This is a genomic window from Methyloterricola oryzae (assembly GCF_000934725.1).
GTDB lineage: Bacteria > Pseudomonadota > Gammaproteobacteria > Methylococcales > Methylococcaceae > Methyloterricola > Methyloterricola oryzae.
The window spans coordinates 41,832-56,119 of the sequence record NZ_JYNS01000018.1; the positions used below are offsets into that span (position 1 = coordinate 41,832).

Annotated in this window: 12 protein-coding genes; 9 read left to right on the plus strand and 3 right to left on the minus strand. The window is 59.6% G+C overall.

Annotation, left to right across the window (positions count from 1 at the left end):
- Positions 1–22: 22 nt before the first annotated feature.
- Together EK23_RS18080 and acnB are read right to left on the minus strand one after the other, a co-directional pair.
- Positions 23–832 (minus strand): ferritin-like domain-containing protein, encoded by an 810-nt coding sequence (locus EK23_RS18080; protein ID WP_045226828.1) that lies wholly within the window; start codon positions 830–832, stop codon positions 23–25.
- A gap of 36 nt (positions 833–868) precedes the next feature.
- The gene (gene acnB / locus EK23_RS18085) at positions 869–3,445 is read right to left on the minus strand and encodes a bifunctional aconitate hydratase 2/2-methylisocitrate dehydratase (RefSeq protein ID WP_045226829.1); all 2,577 of its coding nucleotides are present in this window, start codon (positions 3,443–3,445) and stop codon (positions 869–871) included.
- Positions 3,446–3,658: 213 nt separating this feature from the next.
- Between acnB and EK23_RS18090 the strand changes: the two genes are divergently transcribed.
- From EK23_RS18090 to EK23_RS18100, 3 genes are all read left to right on the plus strand, one after another.
- The gene (locus EK23_RS18090) at positions 3,659–4,606 is read left to right on the plus strand and encodes a histone deacetylase family protein (RefSeq protein WP_045226801.1); all 948 of its coding nucleotides are present in this window, start codon (positions 3,659–3,661) and stop codon (positions 4,604–4,606) included.
- Positions 4,607–4,790: 184 nt separating this feature from the next.
- Positions 4,791–7,103 (plus strand): TonB-dependent receptor, encoded by a 2,313-nt coding sequence (locus tag EK23_RS18095; RefSeq protein WP_045226802.1) that lies wholly within the window; start codon positions 4,791–4,793, stop codon positions 7,101–7,103.
- Between the two features lie 115 nt (positions 7,104–7,218).
- Positions 7,219–7,524 (plus strand): DUF6156 family protein, encoded by a 306-nt coding sequence (locus EK23_RS18100; RefSeq protein ID WP_045226803.1) that lies wholly within the window; start codon positions 7,219–7,221, stop codon positions 7,522–7,524.
- A 190-nt stretch (positions 7,525–7,714) separates the two neighbouring features.
- On the opposite strand, the gene EK23_RS18105 is transcribed toward EK23_RS18100, so the two are convergent.
- Complete coding sequence (locus EK23_RS18105) at positions 7,715–7,924, minus strand: hypothetical protein (RefSeq protein ID WP_045226804.1); 210 nt, start codon at positions 7,922–7,924, stop codon at positions 7,715–7,717.
- Between the two features lie 226 nt (positions 7,925–8,150).
- Between EK23_RS18105 and EK23_RS18110 the strand changes: the two genes are divergently transcribed.
- From EK23_RS18110 to rpoS, 6 genes are all read left to right on the plus strand, one after another.
- A complete protein-coding gene (locus tag EK23_RS18110; RefSeq protein ID WP_045226805.1) occupies positions 8,151–9,392 on the plus strand; it encodes an MFS transporter in 1,242 nt (413 codons plus the stop codon).
- A 153-nt stretch (positions 9,393–9,545) separates the two neighbouring features.
- Entirely contained in the window at positions 9,546–10,676 is a 1,131-nt protein-coding gene (locus tag EK23_RS18115; RefSeq protein ID WP_045226806.1) for an ABC transporter permease, read from the plus strand.
- Complete coding sequence (locus EK23_RS18120) at positions 10,676–11,446, plus strand: ABC transporter ATP-binding protein (RefSeq protein ID WP_045226807.1); 771 nt, start codon at positions 10,676–10,678, stop codon at positions 11,444–11,446. The genes EK23_RS18115 and EK23_RS18120 overlap by 1 nt, the downstream gene beginning before the upstream one ends.
- 59 nt (positions 11,447–11,505) lie before the next feature.
- Positions 11,506–12,360: an MlaD family protein gene (locus EK23_RS18125; RefSeq protein WP_158002543.1), complete on the plus strand. Its 855-nt coding sequence runs from the start codon at positions 11,506–11,508 to the stop codon at positions 12,358–12,360.
- On the plus strand, positions 12,357–12,908 hold the full coding sequence (locus tag EK23_RS18130; protein ID WP_052808324.1) for an ABC-type transport auxiliary lipoprotein family protein: 552 nt from the start codon (positions 12,357–12,359) through the stop codon (positions 12,906–12,908). The genes EK23_RS18125 and EK23_RS18130 overlap by 4 nt, the downstream gene beginning before the upstream one ends.
- A gap of 314 nt (positions 12,909–13,222) precedes the next feature.
- On the plus strand, positions 13,223–14,248 hold the full coding sequence (rpoS, locus tag EK23_RS18135; protein WP_052808325.1) for an RNA polymerase sigma factor RpoS: 1,026 nt from the start codon (positions 13,223–13,225) through the stop codon (positions 14,246–14,248).
- The last annotated feature ends 40 nt before the right edge of the window (positions 14,249–14,288 follow it).

Consider the following 14,288-nt stretch of genomic DNA (forward strand, 5'->3'; position numbering starts at 1 on the left):
CAGGCCGGCGCTTAAGGCCGCCTTAGGTCGGAGACAACTGGCCAGGGTCCAGGCGAGCCAATTCCTGCTCTGAAAACCCCGCGCGCCGGCGCAGATCCGTGTTGAAGGGTCCGCGAGCTTGGCCTTTCATGTGGCGGTCTATCAAGCCGAAATAGGTGTCTTCCGGCTCAATTCCGCGCTGCGCGCAAATCCAGTGGAACCATTGCGTACCCAGCGCCACATGGCGCACCTCATCGCGCAGGATGATTTCCAGGGCCGCGACGCTTTCCATATCCCCTGTCTCGCGCAGCTTCTCGATCATGCCCGGCGTCACGTCCAGACCCCGCGCCTCCATGAAGCGCGGGACCAAGGCCATGCGAGCCGCCACGTCGTAGGCGGTTTCCACAGCGAGATCCCAGAGTCCTCCATGCGCCGGCAGGTCGCCGTAGTCGGCTCCCAAGGCACGCAGGCGCTCGCGCAGCAGCTGGAAATGCCGGGCTTCCTCTTCCGCCACGCCGAGCCAGTCGCGGTAATAGGCTTCGGGCAGACCACGGAATCGGTAGAGGTGGTCCCAAGCCAACTGGATCGCGGTGAATTCGATGTGGGCGACGGCGTGCAGCAAGGCGATACGCCCTTCCAGGCTGTTCAGCCTGCGCCTGGGTAACTCCCGCGGATTGACCCGGCTGGGTTTTTCCGGAAAGCAGGCCGAGGCGATGGGCAGCGGCTCGCCCACCCTCGCCAAGGGAAGCCGCCCTGCCCCCAAGGCCCGCGCCGCTTCCTGGGTCAGGTCCAGCTTGTCCTGCACTGCGGGCGCCGACAGCACCGCTTCCGCCCACGCAAACAGGTCTTCCATCAACAAACGAGGGGACGATGGGTAAGGGCGAGTGCCTCAGGCGGTTTCTTCCACCTTCACCTTTTCCGCGCGCTCAGCGTACTCGGGCACCTGGTCGAAATTGAGGTAACGGTAGGTGTCCGCCGCCTTCTCCTCGATGTCGCGGCTGAATGCCATGTACTCTTCCACGCTGGGAATGCGCCCCAGGATTGAGCACACCGCCGCCAGTTCGGCGGAAGCCAGGAACACATTGGCCCCGGCGCCCAGCCGGTTGGGGAAGTTGCGCGTCGAGGTGGATACCACCGTGGTATTGTCGCCCACGCGCGCCTGATTACCCATGCACAACGAGCAGCCAGGCATCTCGGTGCGCGCCCCAACCTTGCCGTAGGTGCCGTAGAAGCCTTCCTCGGTGAGTTGGGCCTGGTCCATCTTGGTGGGCGGGGCAATCCACAACCGGCTGGGAATCTGCTTGCCGAACTTCTCCAGCAGGCGCCCGGCCGCCCGGAAATGGCCGATATTGGTCATGCAGGAACCCAGGAACACCTCGTCGATATGGGTGCCGGCCACCTCGGACAGCGGCTTCACATCATCCGGGTCATTGGGGCAACACAGCAAGGGCTCGGTGATGGCGTCCAGGTCGATTTCGATGATCTCGGCATACTCGGCGTCGGCGTCGGCTTCCAGCAGCACCGGGTTCGCCAGCCAGGCCTCCATGCCCTTGATGCGGCGCTGCAGCGTACGAGCGTCGCCATAGCCTTCCGCGATCATCCATTTCAACAGGGTGATGTTGGAATGCAGGTACTCCTCGATGGGCTCCTTGTTGAGCTTGATGGTGCAGGCCGCGGCAGAGCGCTCGGCGGAGGCATCAGCCAACTCGAAGGCCTGTTCGATCTTGAGGTCCGGCAGCCCTTCGATTTCCAGGATTCGCCCGGAATAGATGTTCTTCTTGCCCTTTTTCTCGACCGTGAGCAGCCCGCGCTGCAAAGCCGCGTAGGGAATGGCATGCACCAGATCGCGCAGTGTGATGCCCGGCTGCAGGGTGCCTTTGAAGCGCACCAGCACCGATTCCGGCATGTCCAGCGGCATGACGCCGGTGGCCGCGGCGAAGGCCACCAAGCCCGAGCCCGCCGGGAACGAAATGCCCAGCGGGAACCGGGTGTGGGAGTCGCCGCCGGTGCCTACGGTGTCAGGCAATAGCATGCGGTTGAGCCAGGAGTGGATGATGCCGTCCCCCGGCCGCAGGGACACGCCGCCGCGATTCATGATGAAATCCGGCAAGGTATGGTGCGTCTGCACGTCCACCGGCTTGGGGTAGGCCGCGGTGTGGCAGAAGGACTGCATCACCAGATCGGCGGAGAAACCCAGGCAGGCCAGATCCTTCAGTTCGTCACGGGTCATGGGCCCGGTGGTGTCCTGAGAGCCCACGGTGGTCATATGCGGCTCACAATACGTTCCCGGACGCACGCCGGCCACGCCGCAGGCCTTGCCCACCATTTTCTGCGCCAGGGTAAAGCCCTTGCTGGACTCGGCCTGGGCCTGGGGCCTGCGGAACACAGTCGAGGGCTCGAGTCCCAGGGCCTTGCGCGCTCGGTCGGTCAGTCCGCGCCCGATGATCAGGTTGATGCGCCCGCCCGCCTGCACCTCATCCAGAATGATGTCGGTCTTGAGACTGAAGCGGCAGATCTCGGATTTGGAGTCGTGGCGGCAGACAACGCCTTCATAGGGGTAGATATCGATGACATCGCCCATGTTGAGCGCCGTCACATCGCATTCGATGGGCAGGGCACCAGAATCTTCCATGGTATTGAAGAAGATGGGGGCGATCTTGCCACCGATGCACACCCCGCCGGCCCGCTTGTTGGGCACATGGGGGATGTCCTCGCCCGTGTGCCACAGGACGGAATTCGTCGCCGATTTGCGGGAAGAGCCGGTCCCCACCACATCGCCCACATAGGCGACGGGGAAGCCTTTTGCCTTCAATTCCTGAATCTGCGCTTCGGCGTTGGTGATGCCTTCGCGTGGCACTTTCAGCATGGCCTTGGCATGCAACGGAATGTCGGGCCGCGACCAGGCATCCTGCGCCGGAGAGAGATCGTCCGTATTGGTCTCGCCCACCACCTTGAATACAGTGACGGTCAGTTTTTCCGGCACCGCGGGTTTGGACGTGAACCACTCCCCCTCTGCCCATGACTTGAGCACGGCCTGAGCATGGACATTGCCCGCCGTGGCCTTTTCCTGCACATCGTGGAAAGCATCGAACATCAGCAGCGTGTGTGACAGACCTTTGGCCGCCACCGGTGCCAGACGGTCGTCGTCCAGCAAGGCGATGAGCGGCGCCACGTTATAGCCGCCCAACATGGTGCCGAGCAGTTCGGTGGCACGTACCGGGTCCAAGATCGGCGATGCGGCCTCGCCTTTGGCGATGGCGGCCAGGAAGCCCGCCTTCACATAGGCCGCCTCATCCACGCCTGCCGGGATGCGGTAACTCAGCAAATCCAGCAGGAACGCCTCCTCACCCGCCGGCGGCGCCTTGATCAGACCCACCAAATCGGCGGTCTGCTCGGCGGTGAGGGGTTTGGGAACCAGGCCTTGAGATGCCCGTTCGGCGACTTGCTTGCGATATTCTTCCAACATGATGCTGCCTTTTCTCGTAATGCCGGGCCCACAGGCTCCGGTTCTGCTTGGGCATGGGTTGATGGTGTGGCCCGCCGCGCGCGGCTGCTCCGGTGGATCGGCGCACAGCGGTTCCAGTTCGCCATGCAAGTCTGGTTCCCAGTCCCGTGCGCTGGACAAGAACCGCATTATTCTATTGAATCGCTGCGGAGACAATCTCGGGAAGCCTGCGGCATGACCACGCTCATCTACTCCCATCCCAGCTTTTTCGCCCATGACACCGGCGGCGGACACCCGGAAAGCCCTTTGCGCCTGCGCGCCATCGACACCGTATTGAAGCGGTCCGAGTTTGCCGCGCTGATCCGAATCGAGGCACCGCGCGCCAGCATGGAACAATTGCGGCTCGTGCACACCCAGAGCCATATCGATCGCGTGTTCGAACTGATTCCGGGCAAAGGCGAGGACATTGTGTTTCTGGACCCGGACACGATCGTCTCGGAACAGTCCGGCGAAGCCGCCCTGCATGCCGCCGGAGCGGGCTGTGCCGCAGTGGACGCCCTATTTGCCGGAAAGGCGGACAATGCCTTCTGCGCCGTGCGCCCGCCCGGCCATCACGCCATGCCCGAGGCCGGCATGGGCTTCTGCCTGTTCAACAATATCGCCATCACCGCCGAACATGCCCGCAAGGCCCACGGCATTCGCCGGGTCGCCATCGTCGATTTCGACGTGCACCACGGCAACGGCACCCAGGCTGCCTTCGAGCATGACCGCGAGGTGCTGTACGCTTCCACCCACCAATACCCTTGGTACCCGGGTTCGGGCGCTCCCAACGAAACCGGCGTCGGCAACATCTTCAATGTCGGACTGCCTTCCGGCAGCGGCTCCATTGAATTCCGCAGCGCCATGCAAGGCAAGATCCTTCCGGCCGTCGACCGCTTCAAGCCGGAACTGCTGCTGATCTCCGCCGGGTTCGACGCACACCGCGACGATCCTCTGGCCTCACTCAATCTCACCGAGGACGACTTCGCCTGGATCACCCGGCAACTCCTGGAACTGGCTGACCGCCACGCACGAGGACGCGTGGTATCCATGTTGGAGGGAGGCTACAACCTCGAGGCCCTGGGCGAAAGTGTCGCCGCCCACGTAGCGGAACTGATGAAAGTACCGTCACGCGGGCACTGAGATCAGCCCGGTCCGCACCGACCAGATACGCCTGGCATCGCCACCCTGCCCTCCTGCCGGTGACTACCTGAGCCCGAGCAAATTAGTGACTCGCACGTCAGGAATTTTTCCCGGATGCTCCACTGACCCGCTCACTTACAATGCCGCGATTCATCTGAACGCAAACACTGAGTGAGTCGATAGCATGTGGAAGAATCGGATTGGCGGTCTGGCCGCAACCCTTTTGGCCTGCTCCGCCGGGGCCGCGGAAGAAGCTGCAACATCCAAGGCCGTAACGGCACTCGACACCGTGGAAGTGGTGGGTGAGACCCCCCTGAGCGTCTCCGGTGTGCCGGTCAAGCAGATTCCTTCTCCGGTTCAGACCACCGACGCCAAGAAGCTCGACGAGACCGAAAGCATCAGTTTGGCCGATTATATGCGCCGCTTCATGGGCAGCGTCAGCGTCAACGACGCCCAGAACAACCCTTACCAACCGGACGTGCAGTTCCGCGGCTTCACCGCCTCGCCCTTATTGGGGTTGCCGCAGGGCCTCTCTGTTTATTACAACGGTGTCCGTTTCAACGAACCTTTTGGCGACACGGTCAACTGGGATCTGATACCGGAGGGAGCCATCGATACCATGAGCCTGCATAGCGGCTCCAACCCCATCTATGGGCTTAACAGCCTCGGTGGCGCCATCTCGGTGCGCACCAAAACGGGCTTCAGCGCGCCGGGACATCATTTGGAGGTTGGCGGCGGTTCCTGGGGACGGCATTGGGAAGAAGTGATCTCGGGCTGGAACAATGGGACATTCGGCTATTTTCTGGACTTAAAGAGCTTTCAGGAAGATGGCTGGCGCGACTTCTCCACCACCGACGTCAAACAGGGCTTCGGCGCCTTCAGTTGGAAGGACGGACGCTCACAACTAAACCTGACCCTGGCGGGCAACGGCAACGGCCTCATCGGGAACGGCGCCCTGCCTTATCAGCTTTACAAGCAAGATCCGGAAGCCGTGTTTACGCATCCCGACCGCACGCGCACCAATCTGTTTCTGTCCAGCCTGGACGGCAACAGCTGGATCACCGACGAGATCGAACTGTCCGGCACCGCTTATTTCCGCCAAAACCGCGTCAGCACCTTCAACGGCGACGACAGCGATTTTGAGGCATGCCAGGACCCGGCCAACGCCGAGTTCCTTTGCGATGATGACGAACTGGTGGAAGAGGTCAACGGCAATCTGGTGCGCGCCAGCGGCAGCGTGGAAGGCGCCACCAACAATACCAGCTTCACCGACCAGCAGACCTTTGGCGGCAGCATCCAGTCCGCCTTCCATCAGGATGTGTTCGGCCTGAAGAACCGCGGCATCATCGGCGGCACATACGATGAGGGCCAGATCAACTTCTCCTCGGACACGGAATTGGCCAGCCTTACCGCTGACCGCGGCACCATCGGCAGCGGCATCCAGGTCAACGAATCGCGTGTGCGCCTCAAATCGCGCGTCCGCTACTATGGCGTCTATCTATCCGATAGTCTTTCCGTCACCGACGATCTGACGATCACCGCAGGCATGCGCTACAACCTGGCTTTCGTGGAGCTAGATGATCGCTATGTGGAACCGGGCGAACCGACCCTGGATGGGTTCCACAAGTACGACCGGGTCAACCCGACCGCCGGCCTGACTTATAACTTCATGCCGGAGATTGGTTTTTACGGTAATTACAGTGAATCCAATCGCGCGCCCACGGCCATGGAACTAAGTTGTGCGGATCCGGAAGCGCCTTGCAAACTGCCCAATGCCTTCCTTTCAGACCCGCCGCTGAACCAAGTGGTCGCCAAAACCTGGGAAACGGGTTTCCGAGGCGAATTGGGCCAGTACATCGGAGGCCGCCTGAGCTGGAGCGCCGGCCTTTTTCGCACCGAAAACCATAACGACATCATCTTCATCGGCAGCGGCCGCCTGACCAACCAGGGCTATTTCGACAATGTGGGCAAGACCGAGCGGCGTGGCATCGAACTGGGCCTGAATGGCGAAGTGGACATCTTGCGCTTCGGAGTGAATTACACCCTGCTGGACGCCACCTTCCAGACCCCTTTCATCGCCAACAGTCCCAACAATCCGGGGGCGGACGCCAACGGCCAGACCCAGGTCGAACGCGGCGACCGCATTCCGGGCCTGCCCCGCCACATGCTGAAGGTGCATACGGACATCGAGCCCATCAAGGATCTGGTGCTGGGTGTGAACATGGTGTTCAACAGCAATCAGTATTTACGCGGGGACGAAGCTAACCTGGACAAACCCATACCGGAATACGCAATTTTCAATCTCTACGGGGAATACCGTTACAACAAGCACTTCACCTTGTTCACCCGCGTCGATAACCTGTTCGACAAGCAGTACCAGACTTTCGGCACTTATGGAGAAGCCGACGGGGTGCTGGGGGATGCCTACAGCAACACCCGCTTCATCGGAGTCGGCGCGCCTCGGGCTGGCTGGGTGGGCATCAAGCTCTCCCTGTAATCCGGGATCTGACGCAGGCAACCGCCAGGGAAGGCGGTCGCCAAACCGTTTAGACTTCGCGGTTATTTGCGGTTATCGTAGGCAGCCACCGATACTCACTGCCGGACACTGATTCATGAATGATATCCATGCGGGCACCTGCCGGTATTTCGTGACCTACACCGGCATCAAACTGCCATTCAAGCTGGTCAATCCACTGACCGAGGCTGACATTCACAACCGGAACACCTTCTTGCGCGCCTACTTTGACGACGCCGAGCGGTTGATCGGGTTTCAGAAAGTCACTTACGGGGAGATCGAAATGGAGCACCGCTACGAATACCACGAGAATGGCGTTCTGCGGCGTGCGACCGTTACGGACGTGGATGAAGAAGTGACCGTGCTTTCGTTCGACAGCGAAGGACGCGCACGCAACGAATAAGCATGCACCGTCGGGGCCAGAATTCAGGCCCCATGCGGGCAAGGGGACAGATGGTCAAGTACGACAGGCTGTTCTCACCACCAGCGGGAAATGGGTAAGCCAGAGCACGCGGCTGCCTTTGGACCCAGGCGGCGCCCGGGCTACCTTGGATTTACCTGGGCAAACGCCGAAAGCCCACGAGGCGGGTTCCTTAACGGCGCCATTCGGCAACTAGACGCAGACACTCGTCACGCCATTCACATTCCGTTTCCCGACAGGCCATGCGTTGGTCGGAAAGAAAGCAGCAATCCTCGCCACGCGCCTTCTGTATGGCCCATACTACCTGCTTGGTTGATGTGTACTGAAAGGCGTTGGTTACGCCGTTCTGCACTGCGATGGCCCTGATTTCCTCGGTCGTCATGAATACGCTTTCTCCGTCAATAAGTTAACCGAACGTTTCGCATCATCTTAAAGGATTCCCTTACCGTCTCAATAGGTGCTGATACGTACCCGATACCTTGGTTCAAAAGCTGATTGTTTCCTCAAATGTCCATGCCCTTGCCGTCAACCGCATTCTTCCAGTGCCATCCCTGTTTCCATTTGCCCTACATCGAACGAAATCCTGAAGGTCTCTCTCAACTCCGCCGATGACAACCGTCCCATCCCGGGGTTTGGAAGCCCTGCGCCACAGCAACTTCGTCCGCTACTTCCTGGCGCGCTTCTTCGCGACCCTGGCTGTGCAGATGCAAGGGGTAGCCGTCGGCTGGCAGGTCTATGAAATCACGGGTCAGACCCTCGACCTGGGTTTGGTGGGTTTGGCTCAATTTCTGCCGTTCGTGCTCCTGATCCTGCCTGCCGGCCAATTGGCCGACCGAAGAGACCGGCGCGGCATCCTATTCGCTTGTTATGCCGCGGAGGCGTTATGCGGCTCGCTGCTGCTGCTCGCCAGCACATCGGAACCGGCAGGGCCGTGGCCGATTTTCCTGATAATCGGTATCTACGGGGCGGCACGAGCCTTCATGATGCCGGCCGGGCAAGCCATTCTTCCCAACCTGGTTCCACCTCAAGATTTTCCCAATGCCGTCGCTCTGAGTTCTTCTTCATTCCAGATCGCCGTCATCGCCGGTCCAGCGCTTGGCGGCGTTCTCTATCTGGCTGGCGCACCCGTCGTCTATTTTGTCGAGGCCAGTCTGTTGACCGTCGCCATGACCTTAATGCTGTTCACCCGCCTGCGACAGGGGAACAGCCAACAGGCAAACCACGCGGCGGGGCGCAGTCTGCTGGAAGGGCTACGCTTTGTGAAGTCGCGGCCGGTCGTACTCGGCGCCATCTCCCTAGACCTGTTCGCCGTGCTATTCGGTGGCGCCACGGCGATGCTGCCGGCCATCGCCAGCGATATTCTGCACGTGGGACCCACTGGACTAGGGCTGCTTCGCACGGCGCCGGGCGTTGGCGCGGCGGTCACCGCCTTGATGCTTGCCTACTTTCCCATACGCCACCACGTAGGACGCTGGATGTTCGATGGCGTGGCCCTTTTCGGTGTTGCTACGGTGCTATTCGGCGTTTCCGACTACTTTCCCCTGTCCCTGTTCGCCTTGTTTCTGCTGGGGATGGGCGACATGATCAGCGTGTATATTCGCCAGATGCTGGTGCAATTGGAGACCCCCGACGCCATCAGGGGCCGCGTGAGCGCGGTGAATTCGGTTTTTATCGGTGCATCCAACGAACTCGGGGAATTCGAATCCGGTGTCACGGCTAGCCTGTTCGGTCTGGTACCTTCGGTGATCCTAGGCGGTGTGGCCACATTGATGGTCATGTCCCTATGGTCCCGATTGTTTCCTGTCCTGCGGGATATGGACGAATTCCCGAGAGCCAAGCCTCCCGCATAGACTCCGCGAGGAAACATGGCGTATCTACGGTACTTCAGACTATTGAAGGATGGCTACGATTTGCGCTTTTATACTTGCCAGACCTCGCCGGCGAAGGCCGAGAAGAATCAGCAAATCTTGCAAATAGGCGAGAATTCATAAATCGCTGAGTTCATGGAAAATCTGAAGGATTCCAGTCCGATTCCGAAGCTTGAAGTAGCCCCGCGTGAACGGGGCAGGCTCGTGACCGTGTCTGGAAGTTGGAACCTTCGGGGCTTGTCGGCAGCCCCCGGCTTGCAGCGGGAACTCTGCTTACAGGCTGCCGCGCCCGCTGTAGCCTGGGACCTGCTTGGAGTCACTGCCCTGGATAGCGCCGGCGCAGCGCTGTTATGGAAGTCATGGGCGGAGTCCCTGCCGGTCGACATCAAACTTCGCCCTGAGCACGCCCAAATTTTCGAGCGTTGGAATACCAGGCATTACCCGACTGCGCTGCCTCCGCAGCCCGCCCGCCTCTGGCCGCTGCGCCTTTTGGACACCGCGCTCGAAGGCTGGCGGCAGGGCACAACGATTGTGACCTTGCTCGGACAAATTGTCCTGGATGGACTTTACCTGATTGCTCACCCCTCCAAGATTCCTTGGAAGGAAATTTCCGCCACGCTGCACGAAGCCGGGGGGCGCGCCCTGGGCATCACGGCACTGGTTGGGTTTCTCATCGGCATCGTGGTCAGCTATCTGTCTTCCCTGCAACTGCGCACGTTTGGTGCATCCATCTACATCATCAACATCCTCGGACTGAGTGTGATCCGCGAACTGGGGCCTTTGCTTGCCGCCATCCTGGTCGCTGGCCGGTCCGGGTCGTCAATGACCGCCAGAATTGGCGTCATGCGCGTGACCCAGGAGCTGGACGCCCTGGCCGCCATGGGGATTTCCCACTCCTTGCGCCTGATCTTGCCGAAAGTGGTCGCGCTGACCATCGCCATGCCCTTGCTGGTGGTTTGGACCGATGTCATCGCCTTGATCGGAGGGGCCATTTCGGCGAATCTCGAATTGGGTATCAACCTGACACAATTCGCGTTGAAACTCCCTGCGGCCGTCCCGGTCATGAATTTTTACATCGGTCTGCTGAAAGGGGCCGTGTTTGGCCTGTTCATTGCGATCGTCGCCTGCCATTTTGGCCTGCGCATCAAGCCGGACACGGAGAGCCTGGGAAACGAAACCACCAACTCGGTTGTGGCCTCCATAACCCTGGTGATTCTGCTGGATGCGGTATTCGCCATCCTGTTCCGCGGCGTGGGGTTGCGCTGATGAGCCCGATGGTTATTGAGGTCAAGGAAGTCTGGACTCGCTTTGCCGAAGCGGTGGTTCACAGGGATATCAGCCTGAGCGTGCAGGAGGGGGAAATCCTGGGGCTGGTGGGAGCATCAGGCTGTGGCAAGACCGTACTCATGCGGGAAATGATCGGCTTGCAGGCTCCGACCCAAGGCGCCGTGGAACTGTTTGGCGTTGATCTTCAGCTTGCCGACCCACAAGAACGCCAGCGACTCCGCAACCGTTGTGGCGTGCTGTTCCAGAGCGGTGCCCTGTTCAGCGCATTGAGCGTTTTCGACAACGTCGCTTTCCCGCTGCGGGAATTGAAACTGCTCGACGAGGACCTGATCACCCGCCTGGTATTGATGAAGCTTTCAATGGTAGGCTTGCAACCCGAACATGCTTTGCTCATGCCCGCAGCCCTCTCCGGCGGCATGGTGCGTCGCGCGGCCTTGGCGCGCGCCCTGATCCTCGAACCCGAACTACTCTTCCTGGATGAACCGACCTCCGGACTCGATCCGGTATTAAGTGAGGAGTTCGTTGCGCTATTGGAAGGCCTCCACCGGGAACTGGGATTCAGCGTCGTCATGATTACCCATGATCTGCATACTCTGAGCGACCTTTGCTCGCGCGTTGCCGTACTGGCGGATCAACAACTGGCTGTCTGGGGCAGCTTCGACCAGGTGCTGGCTTGCCCACACCCGTTTGTGCAGCGCTATTTCCACGGTGAACGAGCCAGGCAGATCTTCCGGCAGCAAGCCTCATGACCCGAGAATCCTACGCCCTATACACAGGTCTGTTTTTGCTGGCACTGATAGCCGCCTCGGTGGCCATCACCCTCTGGCTGGGCCGTTACGGCGACGTGAGTGATACCTATGTGGTAACAACCAATGGCTCCGTATCCGGTCTGGTCGAGGAGTCCACAGTGCTGTACCGCGGCGTCAACGCGGGCAAGGTGGTCAGCATCCTATTTGACCCCGAAGACGTCAGGAACATACTGGTCAAGATCAATGTCAAGAAGGGCCTGCCTATCACCCACGGGACGTATGCGAAGCTCCGCATACAAGGCTTGACTGGCTTGGCCCAAATTGAACTGGGCGATAGCGGCGAGCAACCGCAACCGCTTGAAACCAACCCTTCAAACCCTGCCCGCATTACGATGCGTCCGTCTCTGGTCGATAAGCTGTCCGACTCCGGCGGCAACATCCTGATCCGCGCCGAAGAACTTATCGCCCGTCTCAACGCCATTCTCAACAGCGACGGACAACAGCGCATCCAGCACATATTGCAGAATCTGGAAACATCAACCGGCAAGCTTGCCAGCCTGGAAGACAGGCTGGATGACGCTTTCGCTCAGGTGCCTCCCTTGACGGGCAGCGCACAACATTCACTGCACCACCTGGACGATATGGCGCACCAAATGAGCCAATTACTGAAAGAAGGTCATTCTTTGCTTAAAGACACGGGCCTGCTCTTGCAGGAAGGCAAATCGGCCGCCGGCCAGATCAACCATTCGACCATTCCAAAGCTCGATGCTACCCTGGAATCGCTTACCCAGACTGCATCCGAAATGCGGCGAGTGGCGAAGTCACTGCGCGACGACCCCCAGGCTCTGTTGCACGGAAACCGGCATGAACAGCCGGGCCCCGGCGAACCGGGGTTTATGGAGCCGCGCAGATGAACTTAACAAGCTCCGCCAAGGTGCTCGGTGCTGCTCTGCTCTTTATTGCCGGAGGCTGCAGCGTCCTGCCCGAGAGGATGCCACCCGCAGCACTTCACGATTTGGGCCCGGTCAGAGCCAAAGAAGCGCGGATTCCGGTCAATTCCATTTCCGTCGCCGCTCCGGAATGGCTGGCGAGCGACCGCATCTATTACCGGCTCAGTTATGCCGACCCGACCCGGGTGCTTTTCTATAACCAAGACCGCTGGCTAGCCCCGCCCGCGGAACTCTTGATGCAATACCTGAAGCTTGACGTCAAAAAAGGGATCGCGCTGAAGATTACTCTGCTCAACTTTGAACAGATCTTCGATCAGCCGTCGTCTGCCCGCGTCTTCGTGCGGGTGCGTGTCTCCCTGCTTTCCGCGCAACGTGGCGAAGCTGCCCACGAGCAAGAATTTGTCTTTACACACCCTTGCACCCAGTCCAATGCCAAAGGCGCTGTTGCGGCTTATTCAGCGCTGGTTCCCATGATCCAGCAGGTGATCCAGGGCTGGCTTGACCCGCTTTAGATCAGAACTTTCCGCATTGGAACAACATTAGAATCCCTGTCCTGCGGGCATTCAGACCTGTCAGCGAGGCTTCGGCGGGAAACCATACCGGCCTCACCTGCTACTCTCCCAACCCCACCTTCTGTGTCTCCGAACAATTTTTGTTTCCCGAGGCTAAAGATTCTTCGGTCCTAGTCGCTAAGCCAAAGGCTCGGTAAGACAAAGCTGCATTGCTTTTGTTTCCCTTGCCGCCTAAAGAATTTTCACCTCGTGCCGCTCACAGGTGTGGTTTGCTCAAGGTTTAGTTTGGAACAAAACTCATAAGGAGACCTAGGATGTCGGATTTAGCTATCGAAGAACTGAAACCCTTCACCGAACAAAGCACTTTCGATGAGATCTCACCCTTCGTTCCTGACCTGGACGCGGAATCCGATTTTGTCGAAGCAGCGGACGAAATCGACGACGTGGAGGAAGAAGATTCACCACAAGACTGGAATGAGGTGGAGTATGAGCAGTCAGCGCTGGATCATCAATTCGATGCCACCCGCCTCTATCTCAAGGAATTGGGAAGCTCTCGCCTACTGAGCGCCGACGAAGAAAAGTATTACGGCAAATTGGCCCAAAATGGCGACCCGGCAGCGCGCCGGCGCATGATCGAAAGCAATCTTCGTCTGGTCGTAAAGATTTCGAGGCGCTACCTGAATCGGGGCCTGCCTTTACTTGACCTGATTGAAGAAGGCAATTTGGGCCTCATCCGTGCTGTTGAGAAATTTGAACCGGATCGCGGGTTCAGATTCTCCACATACGCGACCTGGTGGATACGTCAGACAATCGAACGCGCCATCATGAACCAGACCCGCACTATCCGGCTGCCGATTCACGTCGTCAAGGAGATGAACGTGTATCTCAAGGCATTTCGGCAACTGTCCCACACGCTGGATCACGACCCCAGCGCCGGTGACGTCGCGAAGCACCTGGACAAGCCGGTAAAGACCGTCGAAAAGATGTTGAAGCTGAACGAGCGCGTCGCTTCGGTTGATGTGCCGGTCAAGAAGGACTCCGACAAGTCGCTGCTGGATTCCATCAGCGATGACGAGAAGCCGTCCCTCTCCGATATCCTTCAGAACGAACGGATTTCCGTTTCCTTGAAGGGCTGGCTGGACCAACTGAACGACAAGCAACGTGAGGTGATTTCACGGCGCTATGGCCTGCGGGGTTACGAGAATTCCACACTGGAAGAAGTCGCCAATGAGATGGGGGTCACCCGCGAAAGGGTCCGCCAGATCCAGATGGAAGCCCTGAAACGGCTTCGGGAGATACTCGAGACCGAAGGTTTCACGGCTGACGCCATCTTCCACTAAATCGCACGTGCTCGCTTGAGAGGCCCGATGCAGAACCCCT